Source organism: Longimonas sp., from assembly GCF_046498435.1.
Lineage (GTDB): Bacteria > Bacteroidota > Rhodothermia > Rhodothermales > Salinibacteraceae > Longimonas.
The window spans coordinates 1-24812 of sequence record NZ_JAWOAR010000060.1 but is presented as its reverse complement, the minus strand read 5'-3'; the positions used below and the strand labels follow the sequence as shown (position 1 = coordinate 24812).

Sequence of the window (24812 nt, the reverse complement as noted above, 5' to 3'; positions counted from 1 at the left end):
AGTTACGCACTTGACCCGAGGGGCGTCATTTCCTGTCTGTGGACGGGGCAGAGCCCCTAAACGACGGCGTCACGAGGCAGAGCCTCGCGACGAGATGACATTCGTGAGTTGCAACTGCGTACGTCCTGGAGGTATAGAGATGAGGGTGAAGTCCGAGTTCGGCGGCGTGATAGAAGCGAATACCTTATTCGTCCGCAAGAGAGCGAAGGATCGCCTCTTGACGTACCCGCGGTGGACATCAAAATGAGCGCAGAGGAGATCGTGGCCGCCGTCCGTGCGGGACGCGAGCGCACCTTCCGGTAAGAGCAATGCCTGCAATCCGATCGCTACCCGTATGGAGGCGTAGCGAGCACGCCCAAAGGGAGTCTGTTTGGGTGAGTGACAGCGAATGAGTTTGATAAGTTTCAGCGCGTACGAAGCTCTCTGCATCTGGCCGGCCCTACTCGCCCAGCGTAGGCACAGAATCGCCGAGCGTATCTGCTATGTAGAGCATCTGGATGAGCACGATGAGGACGACCGCGAGGGGCGTTGCCATGAGTACGCCAATGGCTCCAGCAAGTATACCAATGATAACCTGGGCGCTGATGAGCACGGCCGGAGGAAGCGACACAGCGCGCTCCTGGATAAGTGGTGTGATAAGGTAGCTCTCAAGCAGCTGAACCGCCCAGTAAATGATGAGCACGTAGAGCACCTTGTTGGGACTGTCGGCCAGCGCAACCAGCGCGGCGGGAACGACAGATGCGATCGGACCAATGTACGGTACAAACGAAAGCAGCGCTGCAATAAGCCCCAGCACAAACGCGAGCGGTACACCAGCTATCCAGAGGCCCGTAGCAGTCAAGGCGCCAACAACAGCCATCGAGGCAATGCGTCCCAGCAGCCACCAGCGTAGCGCTTTTCCGAGGGCTCGAACGACTTCGCGTCCGCGAATGCGCCGTGTCGGGGGCAACAGCCGGATGGCCCCATTAATGTACACGCTCGGGGTCGCCGCAGCATAGAGACCGATGATGAGCACGACCAACCCACTGGCGAGGGCTCCTATCGTATTGGTGATTCCGCCCGCTACAAATGACATCGCCTGCCTCGAAAAGGATATGCCTTGCCCGGAGCCGCTTGAGGCAACTAGCAAATTGCGCACCCATTCATACTGCGCCAACGTCGCTTGAATGCGTTCGATCGCACTTGGAATCCGCTCGATCAGCCGACTAATCTGATCGTTAATCGGGGGCCCAGCGAACCACCCCGACGCGGCGAAGGCCGTGCTCAGCAAGAGAACAACGAGCCCGAGGCACCATCCCCGAGCCAGGCCGGTGCGTTCTTGCAGGAAAGATGTCAGGCTATCCAGGAATACGGCCAGCAGGATGCCCGCAAAAATCAGCAGCAGCACAGACGCCACGCGCTGCAGAACGAGGAGCACAAGCACAAAGGCCAGTACAGCTGCTCCAGCAATGAACACCCGTTTCGTGTAAGGATGGAAGTTCGTATCCATACAGGCCCTGTTTGCTACATTATTTTTGGTAAGAGAATGCCGCAGGCCACACGCCTTCCTGTACGCGGAATCTGTTAGATGCGGCGTCTTGGTAGCGTTCGCTTATCAGTTTGCTTATTGGTCCGAGTCGGTTTCACGCTCCATTTCGTCCATCTTCTGCTCGATGTCTGTACGCAACTCGGCAAGGTTCTTGGCCAACGCATCTCGCATGTCAGCAAACTCCTCTTCGCTGGCTTCCTGCACCTGATTGAGGGTTTGCGTAAGCTCATCGTATCGGGACTGCAGTTGGCTGGCTTCTTCGTTGTAATCGGGCTGCATCTGGCCACTGGACCTTTCGGCTCGCTGCTCCAGCGCGTTGATTTCCTGCTCCATCTGGTTGAGGCGCTCTTCAGCAGCCTGCACAAACTCCTCGCGCGAGTCGGCGGTCCGCAGTTTCAACTCCTCCAGACGACGATTGAGATCGGTTCGTTGCTCTTGTAGACGCTCTCGCACCGTCGTCAACTCGTCTTCGTTTGCATTCTGCACCTCCTGAAGCTGCTGTGCAATCTCCTCCCGCTGCTCACGGAGATCGGCAACGGCCTGCTGCATCTCGGTGTCTGCATCAGTAGACTCAATCCGGCGTTCCAGCGCATCCAACTCCTGGCCGGCGTCGTCCAAGGCAGAATCCATCTCACCTTGCAGGTTTTCCACTTGCTGCTGAATAGCCGATCTGGCCTGCTCGCCCTGTTGCTGGGCCCGTTCTTCTTGCTGTTCCGTACACGCTGTCAGGGTCAGAAGTAGAATGAAAGGTACTGCAATCAAACGTCGCATGGGAAGTTAGGCATTTTTTGATAAGACAATCGAGTTGTACTGTATGAGCTTGTCCGTTGTATTGGTGCAGTCCATAAGTTCATCTCGCAAGATAGCAGCGCAGGCGGCAATCAGTGGGCGTTGTTCTCACGACAGGGGCTCCGCATTTTCCCTATGGCTTCACCGACACATACGGATGCCCCTCCACCGAAAACCGCCACGGGCGCTCGACCCCTTTGGTGATGCCGATGCGCGGACTGCGGACAATCGACAGGTTTGGCGCATCCGGGTCGCGGGCCAGGTAGAGCGGCGGGGCCGTCAGTGGCACGTTGTGGTATGCCTCATCGTCGATGCCAAGGGCTTGCGTCAGCTTGCCGGGGCCGTTCGTGAGGTCTACGTCGCGGGTGGCCGCCGGGCGGTTTGGGCGCATGGCTGCGAGGCCCTCCAGCGGCTCTACCGCCCGAACCAGCACACCTCCACCGATGCCGTCGGACTCGGTGACGACGTTCAGGAGCCAGTACATGCCGTAGATCAGGTAGACATACGAGCGGCCTGGCGGACCAAACAGGTCGGCGGTGCGGCTGGTGCGCTGTAGTTCGCCGGTCTCGGGGTCGCGGGCGTTCCACCCATGGAAAGCCGGATCGTCTTCGGTGTAGGCTTCGGTCTCCACAATGCGTCCCACGCGGCGCGGCCCCTCGGGCGGGTCGTGCACCACGCAGTGGCCGAGCAACTCGGGCGCCACCTGCAGCGCCGACCGTGCGTAAAACGAGGACGGAAATGGATCCATCGTATATCTGTTGGTTGCGAGGGGAAATGCGCACCACAGCGTCAACCCGAAAGTTTGAGCATGTGTTTTGTTTGGTGGATACGCAGCACATCCTTCCGTGCCTGAGTACTATTAGTAGATCTATTGGATTGTCGCAGGTGCGCACATTTTCTTTGATGTACAGCCTTACATCGTTTGATATGGATTCCGTTTTGTTGGCTCGTTGTCGTTTTGGCAGGTGCACATGCCTTTAGAGCGCAGCTCAAGGAATCAAGACACTGCAAAGAAGGCCACGAATATTTGTCTATCTGCTGTAGTTATTTAAAAAAATCGCATAGGTAGTAACTATCGTGCCATGATTTCGTCACAGACACGACATTCAAAAGTTACAACGGTCTTGCGTTGTACGAATGTAGGCATGTGTTTCGTTTTGCATGACACGCGCTGAATACGACGTACAGCATGAGAGCGGAATCATCCACGAATAGACCAGCGAAGTTTATGTACAATACTGAAGGCGTCGATGCCATTGCCACCATCACAGAATTGCGATCCGAGACGTCCGAATTGATTGACCACGTCCGGAAGACGCAGAACGGCCTGCTTATCCAGAAAAACAATGATCCCTACGCCGTTCTCATTGACTGGGAGACGTACAAGAAGATCAAGAAGAAGCTGGGGATCGACGAACTCCGCGAGTTGGCATAAGCTTGTCGTGCTGTAAACTGTCCTTGCTATACACCTATCTTCTTGCTGAGAAGAGTACATATGCAGGGGCGGCCCTTAAAAGTTGTGATGAGTACGTATACCCAAAGAAACCGGCCTATAAGTGCCGGTTTCTTTGGGTATACAGGGTAGGCTGCACAACGAGTAGATGAAAAAAGCTCCCCAATTATCACAGGCCATGTAGGCGCAAAAGCGCCTTGCGTAGAAGACGGGTGCATTGGCGAAGTGCTGCATGGGAAGGGACTATGCATTGTCAGGACACGGCAGGGAAGCTCGTGTTGTGCCAACGCGAATGCTATATGCGATTCTCAATCCGATTGCAGCATTGCCCGATTGCAGCATTGCCCGATTGCAGCATTGCGGTATCGTTTCTTGGCAGAACACCGGAGTGGGAATGAAACGAGGCGCGTACGGGCAACACGTTGAAGTTAGCGTTGCTTACCGTCGAACTATTAGGATGCTGATCAGGTAGGGTGCTGATCAGGATATTGCATCGTAGAGAACAGTGCGAAAGGGGGGACTCGAACCCCCACGCCCAAATGGGCACGAGGTCCTAAACCTCGCGCGTCTACCAATTCCGCCACTTTCGCAAGCAGAAGCCCTATATTCCCGCTCGAATTGGGGAGTTCCGCCCAACGCAGACTTCATGAGGGGCTAACGATAAGGCTATCGTTGTGAGGCGATTGGCCTCCCCAGCCGTGCGTTGCACACCGTAACGACGACACGTCACAACGTTGGCAGCACACCTGCGTATGCATGGCATGTTGATTGCGTCCCAAATTATTGGATGGGGCTGCACCGTGTCAAGGAGTGCGCTACGGTGTGTCAAGGAGTGCGCTACGGTGCCTCCTTGCACGGGGGACGCTACACGACAGAATGCCGCATGAAACGAGCACGGACCTCCCACGCACGCAGAGGCAGCGGTTAAACTTCTCTATGGATGCTGATTAGACGTGATATGAACTCTTTTTTTGCAATGCGTGGTCCTGTATGGCCCCTGTACGTGCTTTTAGTGACTCTCTTTGCAGGCGGTGCAATAGCAGGGTGTTCCACGCCGCACGACGTGGTATCTGTTACCGATCGCCCCGAGTCGACGGAGGAGGGAGCAGATACTGAGGCAAAGCTCCCCACCTTACCGTTAACAGAGTATCCGGCAGGATACGATACGGTGCAGACACAGCCCTTTGATTTGGGCAAGATGTGGAGCATCGACCGTTTGCCCGATACCCACTTCAGCGAAGCCTATGAGGTAGGTCCCACAACCGAGTGGCGTGAGCACATGCAGTATGCTGCACTTCGTTTTAGTGATACGTGTTCGGGCGGCTTCGTCTCAAACACCGGGCTTCTGGTAACCAATCATCATTGTGCGCGTGAGCATATCACAGCTGTATCTGAAGAGGGAGAGTCGTTGACTGCGCAAGGATTTGTGGCATCTACCCGCGATGCGGAGCGCCCCACGCCTGAGCTCTTTGTCGATCAGTTGGTTGAGGTGCGCGACGTGACCGACGAAATCTACCGCGGGGCAACTCAGCTTCGTTCGTATGTGCGCACCGAGCGCGTGAATCAACTGGAGGAGCGCCTCACCAAAGAAGCAGAGCAGGAAGACGAGGATCTGCGTGTTGCCGTGGAGGCGCTTTACCAGGGAGCACGGTACAAGGCGTACACCTATCACCGTTACGCCGATGTGCGCCTGGTTATGGCTCCCGAGCAGCAAGTCGGGTTCTTTGGAGGAGATACGGACAACTTTACGTATCCCCGCTACAACATGGACGTGGCGTTTTACCGGGTGTATGAAAACGACGAGCCCGTAACGCCCGAACGGTACTTCGAGTGGAGCTACGAGGCGGGAAGCGAGGAGCGCATGCCGGTGTTTGCCGTTGGTACGCCAGGGACGACGAGCCGGCTAACCACCGTGAGCCAGGTAAAGTACGAGCGCGAGCAGGGCATTCCCGATCGGCTGTCATTTCTGGAGCCACGCATTGAGGTGATGGAGCAGTTTTTCGCCGAATCAGGGAGATCGGCTGCAGACTGGCCCGCACTGCGCAATACGTTGCTTTCACTCAAAAACACGCACAAGAGTCTACAGGGGCAGCTGGAAGGGCTCGACGATTACTTGATTGCGCGTCGGACTGCCAATGAGCGGGCACTGCAAGACTCCATCCGTTCGGTTGATACGCTCCGGCAGCGTTATGGGGGGCTTACGCGCGACATGTCACAGCTCCAGCGCGCCCGGTCGTCGATTGAGCGCCGGGCCCGCGCGTTCAACGGATTCGCAAATACGCAGGTCGGGTCGCGAGTGCTGACGCGAGCGATGTACGGATACTACATGGATCAGCTTAATCGGAGCCAAGGCACATCCACACAGCTTGGTGAGGCCCGAACCGAAGCAGACTCGATTAAAGACTGGCCCTTACAGGTCGAACAGGCCTTAATTGCACAGCGTCTCAACGATATCCGAGATGCATATGGGGAAAGCGACCCGACGATGCGGCGCCTGTTCGAGGAGAAGTCCCCCGAAGACTGGGCCGAAGAGTTGGCTGAAGAAAGTCGCCTGCGGTCGCAAGACGGAGCACAGCGTATATACAACCGCGGCTATCGCGACAGCAACGATCCTTCGGTTCGTCTGGTGGAGGGCTTAGCTCCGCTGTACTTTAGCGTAGTGGAGCAGTTGCAAGACTTTCGCGCGTCGGAGCAGTCGATCAATGCTCGACTGAATACTGCGCGTCTGGCTCTCTTCGGAACGGATCGCATTGCGCCTGATGCGTCGTCGACGCTTCGAGTTAGCGACGGTTACGTGCAGGGATATACTGTAGACACCACGGCGGTGCCCGCCTACACGACCTTCGATGGGCTGTATACCCGTGCCGATGAGCAGGACGGCGAGGCGTTTCAGTTGCCCGAACGCTGGCAGAATGCCTCGGCCGACAGCACGCTGCGCGCTACGCCTCTGAATTTGGTATCTACCGTCGATATTTCAGGGGGCAGTTCGGGCTCTCCGCTTGTGAACGCTGATCTGGAGCTGGTTGGTGTGCTCTTCGATAGCAATTATGAAGCGCTTCCCAACCGGTTCTTATACCGGACCGAGCAAGCCCGTGCCATTGCGGTGGACAGCCGCGGCGTTGTTGAAGCGCTCCGCCGCGTGTATCAGGCCGAGGAACTCGTGGAAGAACTCATAAGCGGGCGGGCCGATAGCGTAGCTGTGCGGGAATAGCTGTACGACCCTGACCTGGCACCTCTGCCTGTCTTTGTAGCACGTATCTATTGCGGAGTTGGCTGATGCGAAGAGAGCGAGCCGCCGAGAAGTGTGCACAGGGCAGGGGTTACATCGGTGATTGAGGTGGCAGAGCGGAAGGCATGGGCCCCGCATCCATAGGCTACTAAAGGCACGGGGTGACGCGTATGCGGCTTCTGATTCGGAGCTTCAAGGTTGCCATGATCGCTGCATATAAGGAGAAGGTCGGTATCCAGTGAACAAGCATCAATGAAGCTTCCGAGCAGTGCATCCAACCGGTGTAAAATGGTTGAGATGGAAAGCTCGGAACGCCCATGTCCGGCTTTGTCGGTTTCGTAGTACTCAAAGAGCGTTAAGCGATGTTGCTGCATGATGCGGTACAATACGCGTCCGGCATGAGCGGCAGACCGCTGCGGAATGGCAATGTCCAGGTGTTTGTGCCAGGCATGGCCTACCAGGTCGGCGGGAAGCGCTCGGTTGTGCCGAACATCATCGGTGGAGCGCAGCCGCACCCCTGCTTGTCGGCTGCACAGCGTCGTGACCGTCCACCGATTGCGGCGCGCCCGCTTTTTGAAAAAAACTGGCGGATAGGCATTTGCAAACGCACAGTCGCCAGGCGAGAGGCCAGGCTGCACGCGCTGGAACAGGTTGTGAGCGGCCAGTACCGGTTTCGACGACGAGTGCGGGAACGGGCCGTAGTGCCGCCCAGCTCGCTGCGCACAGTTGATGCCGCTGAAGAGCGAGGCCTGTCCGGTACCACTTTGCGGAAGCCCTTCTATTGCCAGCGTTGCATCGACAGGATGAAAGACATGCGTGGGCGTGTCAACAATCGGCGTTTGAACTGTCCATCCAGGATGCTGTGCCAGACGGGCCCAGTGCGCGCCAAGCTGAGCCATTGGGTTAGAGGGGCGGTTGGGCCCAAGTCCAATGCCGTCGATAAACAGAAAAAGTACGTGTTGAGGAGATGCAGGCATAGGGAGGCGCAGCAGAGAACGCAGCAATGAAAGTATCAAGCAGCTAATTAGGACGGGCGTGCGTACAGGGCCGTCTACTCCGAACAGCATGATGGTCAGCGATTCGGGAGCGTGCGCTGCATTTGCCCTTGTTTTACCGTGTACGAACCGTACCGGGTATGTTGTTTTCGTGTTGAGGTCTTCATGTGATAGCCTATCTGGTTTTGGTGCACCCATAGTCTTCTTCACTCTATCCGTTTTTGTTGCTTATGCCCACATGGTATCGCCGCTTTCTTCCCGATACACTGTTGGATATGGAGGCTGCATCGGCCTCGGCAGATGGCGATGAGCGTCCAACAATTGCTCTTATGTTAGGAGGCGGCGGGGCGCGAGCGGCCTACCAGGTAGGGGTATTGCACTACATGGCAGAAGCATTCCCCGACTTTCGGTTTTCAGTTCTTACGGGCGTCTCTGCCGGTGCGATTAACACCACGCATCTTGCCAACCATGTGGGCACCTTCCGGCAAGCCACCAACAGTCTCGTGCACAACTGGCAGCACCTCTCTGCCGACAAAGTGTTCGACGTGAACTCCGGGTTTGCTGTGATGCGTCAACTCTTTGCCGACCGGAACCCTGAGTCGCGCACTGCCGAGGCGATGCGCCAACGGGGGGTGCTCGACCCCAGCCCGCTTCGCACGTTTCTGAGCGAGAAGATGGCTGCGCATGACAACACGCTCCGTGGCATTGATCAGAATATCCGCACGGGCTGGCTCAAAGGTGTTGCGGTGGTAACCACGAGCTACACCACTGGGCAAACGGTGACCTGGGTGCAGGGCTGCGAGTTTGACGAGTGGGAGCGACCCGATCGTGTGGGACGCGAGACGGAGCTTTCGGTCGAGCATGTGATGGCTTCAACGGCGCTTCCATTGGTGTTCCCGCCGGTGCGTATTGGAGAGGCCTGGTATGGGGATGGTGGGGTACGACTGATGGCTCCCTTAGCGCCTGCGGTGAACATGGGAGCCACGCGCATCATGGTGATTGCTAACCGCTACAAGCCGAGTCAGAAAGAGGCGGGAGAGCCCTCTGTGCGAGGCCATCCGCCATTGGCACAGGTGATGGGAGTTCTTGTTAATGCAGTGTTTACCGATGCGCTGGAGCAAGACGCAGAGAACTTGCGGCGTATCAACAGGCTGGTGCGAAAGCAGCCGGTGCAAAACGGACAAGCCGAGCGTGTGATCGATCTGCTTCAGATTCGCCCTTCGGTGAGTTTGAGTGCCTTTGCCCACGAATACGTGAATGAACTGCCTGCTACCATCCGATACGTTGTAGGTGGAACGGGGTCTAGCGAGGTGCGCCACGCCGACTGGATGAGCGTACTGTTGTTTGCACGAGGGTATATCGAGCGTGTCATCGAAATTGGATACCACGATGCCCGCCGCCAATATGACCGTATTGCTGCGTTTATAGCGGGTGAATGAGCAGGCAAATCCAGACAGACTGCTATAGCATGAGGGCATGATCGGGGCATGATCGGGGTAGCATAACCGGGCCAACGTTATGAAATGTGGTGTATTGGGTCGAACCCCTCCAGGCCGTGTTTTGTGATCATGCCGTATGTTATCATTATGCTAAGTCGTGTTTGGAGCAGCACCACAATTGGGGTAGATGCGCTGCCGATTGAAGTTGAAACACATATTGACTCGGGACTTCCCAAATACACGGTGGTTGGGCTGCCGCACGGCGCAGTGCGCGAAAGCCGAGACCGGATTCTTTCGGCGCTGAAGACAAGTGCCCTCCCGGTGCCCCGCGGGCGCATTACCATTAACTTGGCACCGGCCGACGTTCCGAAAGAAGGCGCAGCCTTCGATCTTCCATTGGCGGTGGGACTGCTGGCAGCATACACAGATCGGATTGATCGCTCACGGCTTAGCACTACGTGGATGATGGGCGAGTTAGCCCTGGACGGCAGCATACGTCCTGTACGTGGCGTGTTACCCATGGCAATTAAAGCTGAGTCGAAAGGGTGTCATTATGTAATCGTGCCGAAAGAAAATGCCCGTGAGGCCGCTGTTGTAGACAGGATTTCGGTGGTCCCTGTAGAAACGATTGAAGACGCCGTTCAGTTTTTGATCGAGGGACCCACAAGTGTGCCTCTACACGAAAATGAAGCGCCTCACACGCAAGAGAATGCCGACACAAAGCCGACTGACTTTGCCGATGTACGCGGACAAGAGAATGTAAAACGGGCGCTGGAAGTCGCAGCAGCCGGAGGACATAACGTGCTCATGGTTGGGCCGCCCGGATCGGGGAAAACCATGCTTGCGCGGCGGCTTCCAGGCATACTGCCCCCCCTGTCAACGTCAGAAGCGCTTGAAACAACGAAAATATACTCCGTACATGGAACCCTTGACCCTGGAAAAGGGCTGGTCACGAAACGTCCCTTCCGATCTCCGCATCATACAATCTCCGATGCAGGGCTATGTGGAGGTGGAGCCAATCCCACACCCGGCGAGATTTCGTTGGCCCACAACGGAGTGCTCTTTCTGGACGAGTTGCCTGAGTTTCAGCGTCGTGTTCTTGAAGTAATGCGGCAGCCTATCGAAGAAGGGCGTATTACCATTAGCCGAGCGCGCACTACCGTCACATATCCGGCGCGGTTTATGCTCGTTGCAAGTATGAACCCGTGTCCATGTGGATATCTAAACGACCCGAAGCGCGAATGCGTATGTCGACCATCCCAAATTCAGCGTTACCTGAGCAAGATCAGCGGTCCGCTTATGGATCGCATTGACCTCCATATAGAAGTAGCTCCGGTTGACTTCGATGAGTTACAGTCGGACCCAGGAGCGATAGAGCGGTCTAAACAGGTGCGAGAGCGTGTGGTGCAGGCGCGGGAAAGGCAGTCTAAGCGGTTTGCATCACGGCATCAACTTCATGCTAATGCACAGATGGATGCGCCATCGGTGCAAACACATTGTGCCCTGGATGAAGAGGGAACAGCCCTGTTAAAAATGGCAATCGACCGACTTGGGTTGAGCGCTCGGGCGTACACACGCGTGTTAAAAGTGGCGCGCACCATCGCTGACTTGAATAGCACCGCTACCATCCGTCCCGAACATGTGTCGGAGGCCATCCAGTACCGCTCGCTTGATCGAGACTGGTGGAACGGTTGAATCACTCGTGCCTTTTAGGAAAAGGTTGTTTGGATAAAACAAAAAGACAGCCTATGTGAGCAGCGTGCTAAGTTATGCACACAAATTGCTCTCAATGATCTGCCTTGCTCTCCCTGGATACGCTCTTTTCACGATTAGATTTACCTTTTCGTGGTCAAGTCCATTGTCGTACGCAAAGTTACTTTGCATACCAATCTGAAAATGGTTAATGTAAGTAGTAGTGTGCTCTGTGGGAGACAGATGTGACTAACGATTCATCTTGCCTCAGTGCGCATGTTGCCGCAGTGAAAGACAGCGGAACTCGGAGGAGGTTCGACTTGGTGAGGGCTTGAGTCGGCAAAGCCCACGAGAGCGCTTGTTTGGAAAATTCTTATTATGCGTCTATCACTGGTTTGTCACTTAAGCGGCTGAAGCGTACTATTGGAGCAGCAAGTGTCTGGTAACCAGGCGATGAACAAAGCTGAAGCACTCGATTCTTAAAACTATTACGGCGTTGGGTACATGCCTACCAAAACACTACATACCACTGCACTCGCTACAATTACTGCCGCCCTTGCGGTACTGCTTCTCATGCCCACACACGCAATGGGGCAAGGGTTTGACGATCCGCTTGAAGAGGTTGGCAACGGACAGGACGGGAGCAACGGCGGCGACACACCGTTTGTGCACGGCCTTACGATTGGCGCGGGCATCAATACATATCAAGGAGATCTGAGTCGAAATCCGAACAATAACATTCTGAAGTATGTGAGTGCTGCGAACCCCGCCGTCTTCGTGCGCGCCGATCGCCGGTTTGGGACGTTCCAGCAGTTTGGGCTTAATGCCGAATTGCAGTATAACCGCATCTCGGGGAGCACGACTTCAGGAGGCGATTCGCCGTTGGAGTTTTCGAACAACCTGTTAGCTCTGGACTTCACAGCTGACTACGACGTCCCGTACGTCCGCCAAGGGTTGTTTCGGGTATTTCTTGGCGGCGGACCGCTGTTTATGATTTCTCCGTCGTACTCATCGAACTTTCCAGAAGAGAGTGAGAAGTTTGATCCGCTGGGAAGTCGTGTAACGGCCTCGTTCGTGGCAGGAGTGTCATTCTTCGACACGTTCCGTATTGGCGTCCGCGTTCCAACCTCCGACTTCCTGGATGGGCACACCGGAATTGATGGTGTGAAGCGGCCCGACTATGTTGGGTTCGTGGGGGTAACCCATCGCTTTAATTTCCGTTAGTAAGGAAATAGCTGCTCGTGTAGCTATCTAAAGTATTTCCTTGTTTGCTTTAAAAACGAGCAATGGATTCTACAAGGGGAGGACACTGCTGCCACACATGCCGTTTGAAAATGGATAGCGCACATCCCCAGACTGCCTTTTTGACCTTCGTACCTAAAAAGACCATGCAAATTAAGCGTATACTTTCCACCGTTACGGCTTTGTTGGTCGCGGTCCTTGTATGCCTTCCAACAGATGCGCTCTCGCAGCGTCTGTTTGTGACAGGCGGTGCACTCGTATCGCAGGAAACAAATCTGTCGGATCTCGACGGAACCAACCCTGCCATCTCTGGAGGCTTAATGCTTGACTTGAACAGCATAGCTCGACTGCGTGCAGGATTGACGTATCAAGATCTAACTTCGGCCGAGGCCGGTGTTGAGTTTCACGTGCTCGGACTGGATAGTAACGTAAGTCCGTACCTGTACGCGGGGTATGGTAACTTCATTTTTGGTGACGACACTGAACGCGGCGTATTTCCCCTGGGCTTGGGGCTCGACTACGCTGTGGGAAACAACGTGAGTGTTAAAGCCGAGATGACAGGACGCTGGTCATGGACCGAGGAAATCACTGGGGGACGCGTGCAGCCAGATCTCGTATCCAGCTTTATGCCGTCTCTGGGAGTTGTGTACCGGCTCAATCGCATTGAGCGTGAACCACCCGGGGAGGGGGTGATGGACGAAGGCAGTGGGCCGCTCTCTGGAAGTGATGCCGAATGCGGTCCATTTGGGGCGTGTCCAGATGATGAGGGCTTTTCTCCAGCAGATACCGACTTCAATATTCCCTACACAAAGCAGGAACTGGCTTCCAGTGAGCCGCTTGTGCTTCCCCGCACGGTGGAAGTGGCACGCTTCTACGGAGAGTTTGGAGACCCCGGACGTCTCCCTTATGACGAAGAAGTGGACCCAGATGAGGATGTGTTCGAGTTTGATGAGCACAGCGACATGATCCGTCTGCCAAGCGGTAATTTCCTGCTTGGTCCTACAGATCCGCGTAGCGAAATTGACCAAGACCCAGGCCGGCTGCGGATATCTATGAGTGGGTTCTTTATCGACCGCTACATGGTGACCAACGCCGACTATCAGCGGTTCTTGGATGATCTTTCAGGGGAGGAGCGTGAAAATAACGAACTTGCCTTGCCTGATGAAGAGGCGGAGCGATACTTCGAGCGCGAGTCCGACAGCCCCGTTTTGCATGCCACCTGGGATCAGGCCGAAGCATATTGTCAGTGGCGAGGACACAGCCTGCCAACCGAAGCACAGTGGGAATATGCTGCACGCGGAGGGGTAATCGGGGCTGCTTATCCATGGCCAGGACTTAGCGCCGAGCGTAACGGTGAACCCCTCGCTAACTTTAATTCGTCAAACCCGGAGCCTGTTGGTTCCTATGAGCCTAACCGTTGGGGACTCTACGACATGGCCGGCAATGCCTATGAGTGGACAGATGATGCATGGACGCGCGACTACGGACGCCATGCAGAGCGAAATCCGCATCACACAAACCCGCGGGAAGATCAGCGTACGATACGAGGTGGGTCCTGGCGCTCGGGCGAGTTCGAGATCGGTGTAGGTGTTCGCGAGCGTGCCCCACGCGATATTCCAGTGGAGCGCGTTCGTGATCAAACGTCAATTGGAGGGGATGAGATAAGCTTCCGCTGTGCCGCAACGTTGAGCCAAATTGATATAGAAGATCTCGAAGGTCAGCAAGAAGAAGATGTTGAAAGCCCTCCAGAGGCGGATGCTCCTGATGTAGAGCCCGAGGAAGAAGAGGGGGAAGATCCCGATCTCGAGTTTCCTGAACCAGAATCAGAACCACAGGAGTAATCTTTTTGCGCTGACGGAGGAACACCATTAGAAACTCTTACCCTACAAATTCAAGGTCATGAAAAAACAGAAGATCAGGCTGATATATTGGCTTCCCGTGCTTGCGCTTTCGACGCTTGGAGTGATCGTTTGGTCAGGTGCTGCTGCAGGGGACTCTACTCCTGTCTTGCCCAATATACTTCCGGAACAGGTGAGCGATCACAACATGGATGCAGATCGCTCTTCGTCGGCTGTTGTGGATGAAGAGCCCCAGGACTCCTACGGAGATATGGTGCGCTTGCCAACAGGAACGTTCATTATGGGGCTGACCGATGAAGATGTTCATGATCGCGAGAATGCAGGTCGGGTTGTGCTTGCCATGACGAGCTACTACATCGACCGCTTTGAAGTGACAAATCGAGAGTATCTTGAGTTTGTGCAGGATGAAGGAGATAGAAGCCTCCTGCCTGACGTAGAAGCATGGGGGGGGGATGAAGAGGCAATGGTTGGCTATCTGACGCAGTCGCAGTTTCAGGACCACCCGGTTTTGGCAGTTACGTGGGAGAATGCACAACGCTTCTGCGAGTGGAATGGGTCGCGTCGCCTCCCAACTGAGGCAGAGTGGGAATATGCAGCACGTGCAGGTCAGATAGGTGCTGTTTATCCGTGGCGTGGCTTCCGAGCTACTGACGGTAGAGGCCGCTACCTGGCAAACTTTAGTCCGGAAGGAAACCCCGCTGCTACGGGGTATTCTCGCACGGCTCCTGTTGGATCGTTTCCGCCTAACCGTTGGGGGATTCACGACATCGCAGGAAATGCGGCCGAATGGATCGAAGATTCGTATAGCTCAACCTACGACCATTATGAGCAAGGCGATTCGGATCCTGCACCGTTCATTGATGAATCAGAAGATGAGCGTATCATCCGAGGGGGCTCGTGGAGATCTAATTCGTTTGATATAGGCGTGGGGGTTCGTGACAGCCATCCCCAAGACCAGGGCAGCCAGGAAATTGGCTTTCGGTGTGCAGCAGATGTCACACAGGTAGATGGAGACGGCTCATCAGGTGATATCTTTGACTCGCTGCCAGAAAGCAGCAATGAACCTGAGCAGGAAGAGGAAGATGATGATGTAGAGATTGAGCTTCCTGATCCCGAAGAAGAAGAGTCTGAAGAAGAGGAACCTCAAGAGCTTCCTGATCCCGAAGATGAGCCTCCATTCCAGGAATAGTGATTCTCTAATAACTTTTGGCAGCATCCTAATAGTCTTAGGAAATGCTCCTGTGGCAGCATCTGTTAAGCACAACAGATGTAACCGTCGCAACCCGAAAACACAGCTTCGACCCGAAAACAGCTTCGATCGGTATGCAAAGGGGGGTGAACCCGCTGTGTAGCCGTAGAGGCACCACATACAGCATAGCATTCACTAACAGCATTCAGTATTATGGCTTCCAGTAGTCGGAAAGAGTATATCCTTGAACTTACAACCAAGGTGCTCGGATTCTTCATTGGTATCTTTGGGGCTGCGGCAATCCTCGGCGTCTTCTTTAAGATATGGGATGATCCGATGGCAGCTCCCTACGCTGATGACTTCATGATCATTGGTTTCCTTGGGGAGGCAGGCGCGTTTATCATCATGGGTATGCTTGAACTCGTCCAGGCATTTTTCATGGAGCCTCCTGAGGAGACGGAAGAAGGAGCATCTTCCAGCGCTGCTGGAGGAGCCGCTGTCGTTCAGGCCGCACAAGGACCTGCTCCAAGTGCCTCCGCCCGCAAAATGATGGAAAAGAAAGTCAATGATGACCTCAACGTCATGATGAGCGCTCTTGGAAAAGAGATTAAGCAGTTCGGAGGCGAAATCCACGACATGGCAGGTGAGATGAAGCGTGCGCGTGTTGCTGTTAAAGACATGCGGACAAAGCTCTCGGAGGTTGCCAGTGGCGAACTCGCCGAAGATGCGAGCCGACTTGGTGAAGGAATGCGTACGCTTGGTAATGAGATGGAAGGAGCTGGCTCTACCGTCGAAGAAATGCGTAGTGACCTCGACGAGATGCTTTCGCGGTTCCGCATGTTTAATACACAAGGAGGCAATGGCAAGTCCTGATCAGCCCTGGTAACCCCCAGCTGAACCGGCTTAAGAAGCACGAAAGTCAGGCTTTTCAGCTTGTGCGCCCCTTTGCGTAGTACAAACTGGCCCATATAAAAACAATCATGGGCTCTGTTTTTTTCCTATGCCGGTTTGGGGGGATAAGACAACAGGCTGACATAGGCAGTCAGTGATCCTTCTTTGGAGTTGTAAAAGGCGGATTGCTTCCAGTATTCTCCGCTCTACATATAACATACTCTTTCAGTACTCTACTATGAAAGACGCAACAATCAGAATCAAAACACTCAGGTACCAGATTATGCTGGCCCTGTACTTGCCGATTCTGCTTTACGCATTCAGCACGTTCGACATTGATTCCAGTACGCCGTACTTCCAGAGCATTGAGTCACTGGTAGTTGGGCAGGACAACATGATCCTCGGACAGACACATGAGGCAGGAGCATACTTGGCCGCCGCACCAACAGAGTACGATATACGTGTTGACGATGAACGGCTCAGCGTAGAGGAGATTGAGGACAGTGATGGTGTTACGCGCTCGGTAATACAGATGGATACCGGTGGTCTCCTTGAAGAAGGAGAAGATCAGGCAGAGATTGAGTACAGTGCGACCCTGGTGTACAAAAACGTTGAAGAGCAAGAAGTGGAGGAAGAGGTGCAGGGAAGCTTCGTTGTGAACCGCCCACAAGTTCTTGCACAGACGGTTGCAGCCGATGCCCTGTACAGCAACGTGCGGAATGAGGTGCGCATCCAGGTGCCAGGCTTGGAAAATGAGCCACTACGTTTGGAATCCGGAGGGCAATCTACCGAAGGAACAGACCGGACCCTCACGCTCAGTCCCTCTGGTGACCAAGAGTCGGTTGAGGTGTCAGCCTATCTGATGCGAGAAGAGGAAGAGGACGTTTCGCTTGGAAGTCAGTCTTTCGGTATAATCACGCCGCCGAATCCAACAGTTAGCCTTGCACAGGCAGATGGCCCCACGCTCGAAGCTGGGGAAAGCTTGCAAGGAACAGGGCGCGTTGAAATTGAGGTAGAGCCGGACCCGGAGTTTGAGAGCCGGTACAGCGACGACGCCAACTACTTTGTTGACGATGTGGAAGTCAGCTATCAAGAAGGCATTGGCTACCGCGATTTCGATGCAAATGAGTACACCCTTGATCCAAGTACAGGGGTTCTTGACATGACTAACGGACTAAATAACCGCGGAATCTCACCAGGGACACCGATTCGGATACGCATCACCGGTATGTATCGTCAGAACCATGCTGGTCAGGCGATTCGTGACGAAATTGAGCTTTCACGGCTGACTTCCTCCTTCAACATCCGTCTGTAGTCTACGGACATCGGTCAAGACTGCGCACTTTATCGTACATCAAACCTTCGTGGTGTATTGGGCAAGATACATGGGAAGCCTCATGAAACCTCATGGCAGAGTGGGAAATCAAGGATGAGGACGCTTTAGCGAGTCTGTACGGTCCATCAGACATGCAGATGACGTGTATGGCACGAGCCTTGCCGGTAGTTGTAGTCGAAGGATTTCGTCCGATACCTATCCTTGCGACCCTTTCCCGATGAGACCAATACGACAGATGCTTACATCACACCGTGAGAGCAAAAACACTCGGTTGAAACGCAGTAGTCACGAAACGTTGGGTTCAATTCCCCCGGCGAATCAGAGCGCAGCCATGAAGTTGCATACATACGTCTCCAACAATCGTAATACCAGCATGCCAACAATGTCTAAGATAAGAAAGTTACTCGCGGTCTTACTGGTGTTTTCCCTCGCCTCACTTTACGTGACTGCTGACAGTAACGCGCAGTGGTCTTCGAACGTGCAGTTGATCGTTCCAATGTCGGCGGATGCGTCAGCGTCCAGTTCGGAGATTGAAGAGGCCGATGCCGAGGCGGAAGAATCAGAGGGGATAACCATCAGCTTCGAAAACAATGATCTCGTGAAGGAAGCCCTCGATGGCTTGTTTCAACGGATGCGCGATGAGGACATCGAGATCATGGTCGCTCAAGACTATGCTGATGGGGACGAACCTGAAGAGATGCCGATGAGTGATATGTACGATACTATCAGTAATCATCGACACTTCGATGGGCTTGTACGGGGCGCTCTTGAAAACGTAAACGAAATTATCTTGGGGTATGACCTCCGGACAACGCGCCGTGGACCTGTGCAAGACATATCGGAGATTGTAATATCAATCCGAGATAGCCAGGGGACTCCTCGCGAAGTGGGGCGCATCGAAGACCAACAGCTTATTGAGTCGCTTATAAGCACGGGCGAGGTAAATACAAGTTATATTAATCAGCAGGAGACCATGACATATGGAGATGTACTGACGTTTGAGAACGTGGTGACAGATCCGCGGCGCAACGTCACCCTGCACCGATTGAATGGGAATCCGCCCAGCGATTTGGTGTCTGGTGTGTCGGGATCCGACGGTGTCTCTGATGAGGTGAACCGTCAGATTTTGGAGGAAGTGCTGGACGCGTGGCGTAGCCGCAGCGGATGATTAAGAATTGCGAACGGTATACGTCTTTTTGAGAGCGACAACAAGTCTCGTATCTCATATTTGCACGCAAGGATGCTTTCCTGAGAAGGAGAGCCCTTGCGTGCTTTTTTTGTTGCTGGCATTTTGCTCTAAGACAACTGCCCCAAATACGTCACCTCACGTTCGGGCGATGGCGAGCGTGCACAGATAGATGCGGGCAGCTCCAGCGTCGAGAAGAGCATGGGCAGCTGCTGCAGCGGTAGAGCCAGTGGTGAGCACGTCGTCGACCACAACCCAGGTACGGTCGGCCACGGAAGTCGGATCTACCGCCTGAAACGCCTGTGCCACGTTCGCCCATCGGTCGCGGCGTGGCAGTCCGGTCTGCGACGCGGTAGGGTGCACGCGAGCCAACACATCGGTCCGTGAGGGAATACCGGTGGCTTCTTCCAGCCCGGTGGTCAGCGCTTCGCTCTGGTTGTAGCCGCGCTCCAGCCACCGCGTGCGGTGTAGCGGTACCGGCACAAAGCCATCCGGCTGCCAGGTAGCTGGCACAATGTCGGCCATCCAGCGGCCCAGCGTGTGGCCAATATGCGCCTGGTTCTGGTATTTAAGCGCATGCTGCACCGACTGCAACGCACCCTGTGCGTCAAACACCCACAGACTGCGGGCATCGGCCAGAGCTTTGGCTTCCGCAAGGCGCGACAACCGATCCGCTACGCTTTCTGGCGTGGCTTGCTCAATACCGGCCACGCAGTCGGTACACAGCGGCACCGCGGGCGAAGCCGTGCGCACGCCACAGTCCATACAGCAGGGCGGATACAACACGCGCAACAGCCCTTTTCCAATGTGGTGCGTCCACGACAGCATAGCTCAGATCACGTGGTGAAACGTACATGGCCCTGCGCATCCAATTACGCAATTATTCGTCGGTTGCATGTGCAGCTGCCTCTTCTGTATGGTATAATACAACTGTATAAAAGTCCACCCACGGGCTCCGCTATCCTTTTTCGAAACGTCTGCCTTGTTCCTATGGCTGATCGTGACCGCCGCGGTATGCTGATTAAGAATACCGGCTCTTCGACCGAACAGGTTGCTATGGCATCACGCATGATTACGATTGGGCCGGGTGAAGAAGAGTTTATTACTCCCGAAGAGGTGCGCGACCCGAAGCTGCGCGAGGCGCTCCAGGTGCGGGCCATTGCCATTGTGCGCCCCGCCACTAAAGAAGAGGACGAAGCGCTTGCTAACCGTCTCTCCACCTCGGGCTAACTCGTTTTTAGGTCGTTGTTTGGGGGATGCGAATTGCTATGCCCCGTTGAAGGGCCGTTCGCAACGTTGCTCTCCCCCGCCCATTTCTTGATGGTGCACGCACATGCATATCCTGGTCGTAGAACCGTGGTACGGAGGTTCGCATCGTCGCTTTCTGGATGGCCTCCGCATGCACTCCGGCCATACGTATACGATGTGCACCCTGCCCGGACGCCACTGGCGCTGGCGCATGGATGCCGCTGCTGTGCCGCTGAGTGAACAGGCACGCCGCCAGATCACCCTGCACGGCCCGCCCGATGTCGTCTTTGCATCAGATATGCTCGACCTGCCCTCCTTCCTGGCACTGATGCGCCCGGTGCTGGCGGAGGTGCCCGTCGTGCTCTACTTCCACGAGAACCAGCTCACCTATCCGCGTCCGAAGGGAAGCAAAGCCCCGCGCACCTATGCGCTGCTGAACTACCGTTCGGCGCTGTCTGCCGATGCGTGCTGGTTCAATTCGGACTTCCATCGGTCCGATTTTTTGGAGGCGCTCCCCGAATTCTTGCAGCGCTTTCCGGACCCGCCGCCGTCTGCTACGGTGCAGGCCATTGACGATCGGAGCCAGGTGGTGCCCCTGGGCATGAATCTGCAGCAACTCGGCACGCCCCACGCCCGCCCCGCCAACAACCCGCCCGTGCTGCTGTGGAATCAGCGCTGGGCGTTCGATAAAAACCCCAAGGGTCTGCTGAACCTGCTCGTCGGACTCGATTCGTCCGGGGTTGACTTCCACCTCATTATCACAGGACGCGCGGCCGGGCGAACACCGGATGCACTCGACACCATTCGCACGCGTTTTGCTGATCGACTTCTGCATATGGGCTTTGTCGAAGATGCCGATGTCTACACCGAACTGCTGCATCGGGCCGATATCGTGGTATCCACCGCCCGTCACGAGTTCTTCGGTCTTGCCGTCATGGAAGCGGTGCGCTGTGGATGCCATCCGGTGCTGCCGAATCGGCTAAGCTACCCCGAGCTTATCCCCGACCGGCTGCACGACCCGTTGCTGCACGCGCCCACGCTCTACGACACCCCCAACGACGCCGTTGCGCTGTGCACGGCCCTCCTTGACGGGAGCGCACGTCCGCTGCCGCCCCGCACCCTGCACGAGATTCCGGACCCGTTCGACTGGAGGACCCGCGCCGATGCCTTTGACGACGCCTTTGCCGTGCTCCTCTAACTCCTCCCTACATTCACCCTTTCATCCATCCCTATCTCATGCGCTTCCTACACACCGCCGACTGGCACCTGGGCCGCCTTCTCCATAAAGAGCATCTGACCGAAGACCAAAAGAAGATACTCGGCCAGTTCGTAGAAGCCGCCGACACCTACAAGCCCGACGCCGTCATCGTGGCAGGCGACATCTACGACCGCGCCGTCCCGCCCTCTGATGCCGTAGAGGTGCTCGACGACATTCTCTCGCGCCTTGTGGTGGGGGCGGGGCTGCCCGTCATCCTGATTGCAGGGAACCACGACAGCCCCGACCGCCTCGAATTTGGCTCTAATATTCTCGAACGCCAGGGCCTGCACGTGCTCTGCAATCCGCGTACGGATCCTATTGTGCTTGAGGATGCGCACGGTCCGGTCTACGTTGCTGGGCTTCCCTACGCGCAACCGGCCCAGGCCCGCCAGGAATTCGACACCGACGATCCCATCCGCTCGCACGAAGCCGTTGTATCCGCCCAACTCGACCACCTGCGTCCACAGATCCCGGCGGATGCACGGTCGATTGCCGTGGCGCACATCTTCGCCCAGCGCGGCACCGTGGGCGACTCCGAGCGCACGCTGGTGGGCGGCGCCGAAACCGTGCCGACTGATCTGTTCGACGGATTCGACTACGTTGCGCTCGGGCACCTGCATCAGCGGCAGGAGGCTGGGGGCACGCACATCCGCTATGCCGGATCGCCCATGAAGTACTCCTTCAGCGAGCACAATCACACCAAGTCGTTCTACGTCGTTGATATGGATGCGGACGGTGCCTGCACGGTGGAGGCTGTGCCCTTTGAGCCGCCGCGCGATCTGCGATGCATTGAGGGCGCATTCCGCGACGTGCTCGACCGCGGCGCTTCCGACCCCAACGCCAACGACTACGTGCAGATCACGCTCACTAATCGCGGACCGGTGACCGATGCCATGGCCCGGCTGCGCGAGGTGTATCCGAACTGCCTGCACGTTGCGTTTCCGCGCGTAGAACTTGACGCCGATGACGACCTCGTGCCGCCCAGCGATACTGACACCCCTGCCGATGTCTTCCGCGAGTTCTACCGCTACGCTACCGGTACCGCCTTCAACCAAGACGACGAACCGCTGCTGGAAACGGCTCTCGAACGCGTCGAACAGAACCGGCGCAACGCGTAACCTGCTCCTGAGCGATAAACCTAAAAATGTTGACCTGGGGCGAACGGTCCCCCGTTCGCCTCTTCCACATCGCAGGGACGCTCCTGCGTCCCTCATGCAAGGCACGGCATTCGTCCAGACAGCGCGACTGCCCTGAACACTGGCTCTCATCCAGGGGGTAGACACGCACGGAGAACCTGCATGCCCAGCGCACTGAACTGCCATCTATCACCACCCCTTCCCACACCCATGACGCTTGAACACCTCCAGTTCGCCCAATTCGGCCCGTACGCCAGCGAGGAAGCCATTGACTTTTCAGCGTTTGCGGGTCACCAGCTCTTTCTAATTCACGGGCCCACCGGCGCCGGCAAATCGTTTGTGCTGGATGCAATCTGCTACGCCCTGTACGCTGAATCCTCGGGCGCCGAGCGTGATGCGACCGATTTGCGCAGTCAGTACGCCACGCCCAACGATCCCACCGTTGTAACGCTCGACTTTCGGCTGGGCCAGACGCACTACCGTGTGCAGCGGCGTCCGAAGATGGAGCTGGCCAAGAAGCGCGGCAGCGGCACCACCACGCGCGGCCCCGATGCCTGGCTGTGGGACCGCACCGATGCCGTGGCGAACGCCGACACGGAGGCCGAGGGCCGTCTTCTTGCGGAGGGAAAACGCGACGTGACGGATCGCATCGAAGATCTACTGGGCTTGCGGGCCGCGCAGTTTCGTCAGGTAGCGCTGCTGCCGCAGGGGCAATTCCGCGCATTCCTTTCGGCCAGCTCCAGCGATCGCGAAGACATCCTCAAGATTCTGTTTGATACGCAGCGGTTTGCTGATCTGGAGGCCGAGCTCAAGGCCATGCACAGCGAAGCCCAGGAGGAAGCGAAAGAGCTGCTCAGCCAGCGCAACGCGCTCTTGAGCCAGCACGACACCGACACCGCTGATGAACTGCGCGCCCTGCGCGATGAGCGCGCTGCAGCGCTGGAAGACGCCACCGAGGCGCGCGAGACGGCCAAGTCCAAGCTCAACAGCGCGACCGAGGCCCTGCAGACCGCCCGCGATCAGCAGCAGCGGCTGGATGCAGTGGAAGAAGCGCAGGAAACCGTCGATCTCCTGAAATCGGAGCAGGAGGCTCAGGCCAAACGCAGGGCTCGCGCGGAGGCTGCCGAGCGGGCGCAGCGCATCACAAGCGCCGAAGAGCGCATGCAGGAGCGCGATGCCGAGCGCACAGACGCCCAGGAGGCCCTTCAGGAGGCGAAGAAGAAGTACGATGCTGCAAAGGAAGCTCTCAACGATGCCCAATCGGAGCTGGCGACCGAGCAGGACCGCAGCGACGAACGTGCGGCGCTAACGAATGAGATACGCACCTTGAAGGAGGCTCGCTCGGATGCGAAGGCGCTTGCTAAAGCAAAGGACACTGCCGCATCCGCTCAGAAAACATACGAGGCGGCCCAGCAGGAGCGCGAGGCCCTGCAATCGGAGATTGAGCAGATGGACTCGGATGCCGAGCAGGCCCAGTCGGTAATCAACAAGCACAAGGAGGAGGCGCAGACTGTGGCCAAACGCACGGCGGCGGTGGATACGTGGACGAAGCGGCTGGAGCAGAGCAAGCAACTTCAAGAACTACGTGAACAGCTCCAGGAAGCTGAGTCGGAGCTTGCGGAGGCCCAGGAACGCGTCAAGGAACGCGAATCAGCGCGCGATGCCAGGAAGAAGCTCGTACGCATGCTGGAGCAGTCGCGCGACGAGGGCTACGCCAGCGTACTGGCATCGCGGCTGGAAGACGGCGATCCGTGTCCGGTGTGCGGCGCTACCACGCATCCCGCCCCCGCCGACGACATGCATGACGTGCCCGATGCCGAGGCGCTCGACAAGGCTCGGACGGCGCTCGACAAAGCTGCATCGGAGCTACACGATGCGCAGCAGACCCGGGCGCAGGCTCAACGCGCAGTGGACAAGCATGCGAGCGCCATCGAAACGCTTCAGGATACGGACGCGGCCCTCACCGAGCACACCGTTTCCGAGATTGAGGCGAAGCATCAGGAGGCAAAAGAGGCCCTCACGTCTGCCCAGACGGCCCAGTCGATGGTCAAAAACGCAACGGCCGATCTGGATGCGACCAACGAGGAGCTCGAATCCAAACGCGACGCGCTGCAGACAAAGCAAGAAGCAGTGCGCGAGGCGAAGAGCACGTACGAGCAGGCAACGGCTCGCGTGGAGGACTTGACCGAGCGCGTACCTGAGGGCATTGACTCGGTTGAGACATTGGAGGCCAAGCAGGCCGCGCTGGAGGACGAGCTTGCCACCTTAACTACGGCGCTGGAGGAAGCCAAGCTGGCGAAAGAGAAGGCGGGCAACGCCCATGCCGCGGCGCAGAAAGATCT

General features: G+C 56.4%; 19 protein-coding genes and 1 tRNA gene. 14 read left to right on the top strand and 6 right to left on the bottom strand.

What is annotated here, in order from left to right; all coding sequences use genetic code 11:
- Positions 1 to 439: 439 nt before the first annotated feature.
- From R6U20_RS02495 to R6U20_RS02485, 3 genes are all read right to left on the bottom strand, one after another.
- Positions 440 to 1489, bottom strand: coding sequence for an AI-2E family transporter (locus tag R6U20_RS02495; RefSeq protein ID WP_410336293.1), 1050 nt, complete (start codon positions 1487 to 1489; stop codon positions 440 to 442).
- A 114-nt stretch (positions 1490 to 1603) separates the two neighbouring features.
- Positions 1604 to 2158: a hypothetical protein gene (locus R6U20_RS02490; protein ID WP_410336292.1), complete on the bottom strand. Its 555-nt coding sequence runs from the start codon at positions 2156 to 2158 to the stop codon at positions 1604 to 1606.
- Positions 2159 to 2450: 292 nt separating this feature from the next.
- Positions 2451 to 3065, bottom strand: coding sequence for a DNA-3-methyladenine glycosylase (locus R6U20_RS02485; RefSeq protein WP_410336291.1), 615 nt, complete (start codon positions 3063 to 3065; stop codon positions 2451 to 2453).
- Positions 3066 to 3545: 480 nt separating this feature from the next.
- On the opposite strand from R6U20_RS02485, the gene R6U20_RS02480 reads away from it, so the two are divergent.
- Complete coding sequence (locus R6U20_RS02480) at positions 3546 to 3752, top strand: type II toxin-antitoxin system Phd/YefM family antitoxin (RefSeq protein WP_410336290.1); 207 nt, start codon at positions 3546 to 3548, stop codon at positions 3750 to 3752.
- A gap of 524 nt (positions 3753 to 4276) precedes the next feature.
- Here R6U20_RS02480 and R6U20_RS02475 read toward each other — a convergent pair.
- Positions 4277 to 4360: transfer RNA gene (locus R6U20_RS02475), tRNA-Leu, on the bottom strand.
- A 413-nt stretch (positions 4361 to 4773) separates the two neighbouring features.
- Here R6U20_RS02475 and R6U20_RS02470 point away from each other — a divergent pair.
- Positions 4774 to 6981, top strand: a complete 2208-nt coding sequence (locus R6U20_RS02470) for a S46 family peptidase (RefSeq protein ID WP_410336289.1) — start codon at positions 4774 to 4776, stop codon at positions 6979 to 6981.
- Between the two features lie 47 nt (positions 6982 to 7028).
- Here the strand turns inward: R6U20_RS02470 and R6U20_RS02465 are convergent, their stop codons facing one another.
- Positions 7029 to 7976 carry a peptidase gene (locus tag R6U20_RS02465; protein ID WP_410336288.1) on the bottom strand — a complete coding sequence of 316 codons (948 nt, stop codon included), beginning with the start codon at positions 7974 to 7976 and terminating at the stop codon, positions 7029 to 7031.
- Positions 7977 to 8224: 248 nt separating this feature from the next.
- Between R6U20_RS02465 and R6U20_RS02460 the strand changes: the two genes are divergently transcribed.
- The 8 genes from R6U20_RS02460 (at position 8225) to R6U20_RS02425 (ending at position 18810) form a co-directional block, all read left to right on the top strand.
- Entirely contained in the window at positions 8225 to 9433 is a 1209-nt protein-coding gene (locus R6U20_RS02460) for a patatin-like phospholipase family protein (protein ID WP_410336287.1), read from the top strand.
- 147 nt (positions 9434 to 9580) lie between these two features.
- Positions 9581 to 11128, top strand: coding sequence for a YifB family Mg chelatase-like AAA ATPase (locus R6U20_RS02455; RefSeq protein ID WP_410336286.1), 1548 nt, complete (start codon positions 9581 to 9583; stop codon positions 11126 to 11128).
- 501 nt (positions 11129 to 11629) lie between these two features.
- Positions 11630 to 12349 carry a hypothetical protein gene (locus tag R6U20_RS02450; protein WP_410336285.1) on the top strand — a complete coding sequence of 240 codons (720 nt, stop codon included), beginning with the start codon at positions 11630 to 11632 and terminating at the stop codon, positions 12347 to 12349.
- Between the two features lie 110 nt (positions 12350 to 12459).
- Positions 12460 to 14208 carry an SUMF1/EgtB/PvdO family nonheme iron enzyme gene (locus tag R6U20_RS02445; RefSeq protein WP_410336284.1) on the top strand — a complete coding sequence of 583 codons (1749 nt, stop codon included), beginning with the start codon at positions 12460 to 12462 and terminating at the stop codon, positions 14206 to 14208.
- Between the two features lie 58 nt (positions 14209 to 14266).
- On the top strand, positions 14267 to 15415 hold the full coding sequence (locus tag R6U20_RS02440; protein ID WP_410336283.1) for a formylglycine-generating enzyme family protein: 1149 nt from the start codon (positions 14267 to 14269) through the stop codon (positions 15413 to 15415).
- Positions 15416 to 15628: 213 nt separating this feature from the next.
- Positions 15629 to 16288, top strand: coding sequence for a hypothetical protein (locus R6U20_RS02435; protein ID WP_410336282.1), 660 nt, complete (start codon positions 15629 to 15631; stop codon positions 16286 to 16288).
- A gap of 256 nt (positions 16289 to 16544) precedes the next feature.
- Complete coding sequence (locus R6U20_RS02430; protein ID WP_410336281.1) at positions 16545 to 17621, top strand: hypothetical protein; 1077 nt, start codon at positions 16545 to 16547, stop codon at positions 17619 to 17621.
- A gap of 463 nt (positions 17622 to 18084) precedes the next feature.
- Positions 18085 to 18810 (top strand): hypothetical protein, encoded by a 726-nt coding sequence (locus tag R6U20_RS02425; RefSeq protein WP_410336280.1) that lies wholly within the window; start codon positions 18085 to 18087, stop codon positions 18808 to 18810.
- A 156-nt stretch (positions 18811 to 18966) separates the two neighbouring features.
- Here the strand turns inward: R6U20_RS02425 and R6U20_RS02420 are convergent, their stop codons facing one another.
- On the bottom strand, positions 18967 to 19656 hold the full coding sequence (locus R6U20_RS02420; protein WP_410336279.1) for a ComF family protein: 690 nt from the start codon (positions 19654 to 19656) through the stop codon (positions 18967 to 18969).
- Between the two features lie 162 nt (positions 19657 to 19818).
- On the opposite strand from R6U20_RS02420, the gene R6U20_RS02415 reads away from it, so the two are divergent.
- The 4 genes from R6U20_RS02415 to R6U20_RS02400 form a co-directional block, all read left to right on the top strand.
- Positions 19819 to 20058: a hypothetical protein gene (locus R6U20_RS02415; RefSeq protein WP_410336278.1), complete on the top strand. Its 240-nt coding sequence runs from the start codon at positions 19819 to 19821 to the stop codon at positions 20056 to 20058.
- A 103-nt stretch (positions 20059 to 20161) separates the two neighbouring features.
- A complete protein-coding gene (locus R6U20_RS02410) occupies positions 20162 to 21274 on the top strand; it encodes a DUF3524 domain-containing protein (RefSeq protein ID WP_410336277.1) in 1113 nt (370 codons plus the stop codon).
- A gap of 38 nt (positions 21275 to 21312) precedes the next feature.
- Positions 21313 to 22452: an exonuclease SbcCD subunit D gene (locus R6U20_RS02405; protein WP_410336276.1), complete on the top strand. Its 1140-nt coding sequence runs from the start codon at positions 21313 to 21315 to the stop codon at positions 22450 to 22452.
- A 228-nt stretch (positions 22453 to 22680) separates the two neighbouring features.
- Positions 22681 to 24812 (top strand): AAA family ATPase (locus R6U20_RS02400; RefSeq protein ID WP_410336275.1); only part of this gene is annotated, 2132 nt, incomplete at its 3' end.

What these genes read in the sequence shown, in the direction of transcription:
- R6U20_RS02495 (WP_410336293.1), bottom strand. Translation starts at nt 1,489, where the DNA reads ATGGATACGAACTTCCATCCTTACACGAAACGGGTGTTCATTGCTGGA.
- R6U20_RS02490 (WP_410336292.1), bottom strand. Translation starts at nt 2,158, where the DNA reads ATGGATTCTGCCTTGGACGACGCCGGCCAGGAGTTGGATGCGCTGGAA.
- R6U20_RS02485 (WP_410336291.1), bottom strand. Translation starts at nt 3,065, where the DNA reads ATGGATCCATTTCCGTCCTCGTTTTACGCACGGTCGGCGCTGCAGGTG.
- R6U20_RS02480 (WP_410336290.1), top strand. Translation starts at nt 3,546, where the DNA reads ATGTACAATACTGAAGGCGTCGATGCCATTGCCACCATCACAGAATTG.
- R6U20_RS02465 (WP_410336288.1), bottom strand. Translation starts at nt 7,976, where the DNA reads ATGCCTGCATCTCCTCAACACGTACTTTTTCTGTTTATCGACGGCATT.
- R6U20_RS02460 (WP_410336287.1), top strand. Translation starts at nt 8,225, where the DNA reads ATGCCCACATGGTATCGCCGCTTTCTTCCCGATACACTGTTGGATATG.
- R6U20_RS02455 (WP_410336286.1), top strand. Translation starts at nt 9,581, where the DNA reads ATGCTAAGTCGTGTTTGGAGCAGCACCACAATTGGGGTAGATGCGCTG.
- R6U20_RS02450 (WP_410336285.1), top strand. Translation starts at nt 11,630, where the DNA reads ATGCCTACCAAAACACTACATACCACTGCACTCGCTACAATTACTGCC.
- R6U20_RS02445 (WP_410336284.1), top strand. Translation starts at nt 12,460, where the DNA reads ATGGATAGCGCACATCCCCAGACTGCCTTTTTGACCTTCGTACCTAAA.
- R6U20_RS02440 (WP_410336283.1), top strand. Translation starts at nt 14,267, where the DNA reads ATGAAAAAACAGAAGATCAGGCTGATATATTGGCTTCCCGTGCTTGCG.
- R6U20_RS02435 (WP_410336282.1), top strand. Translation starts at nt 15,629, where the DNA reads ATGGCTTCCAGTAGTCGGAAAGAGTATATCCTTGAACTTACAACCAAG.
- R6U20_RS02430 (WP_410336281.1), top strand. Translation starts at nt 16,545, where the DNA reads ATGAAAGACGCAACAATCAGAATCAAAACACTCAGGTACCAGATTATG.
- R6U20_RS02420 (WP_410336279.1), bottom strand. Translation starts at nt 19,656, where the DNA reads ATGCTGTCGTGGACGCACCACATTGGAAAAGGGCTGTTGCGCGTGTTG.
- R6U20_RS02415 (WP_410336278.1), top strand. Translation starts at nt 19,819, where the DNA reads ATGGCTGATCGTGACCGCCGCGGTATGCTGATTAAGAATACCGGCTCT.
- R6U20_RS02410 (WP_410336277.1), top strand. Translation starts at nt 20,162, where the DNA reads ATGCATATCCTGGTCGTAGAACCGTGGTACGGAGGTTCGCATCGTCGC.
- R6U20_RS02405 (WP_410336276.1), top strand. Translation starts at nt 21,313, where the DNA reads ATGCGCTTCCTACACACCGCCGACTGGCACCTGGGCCGCCTTCTCCAT.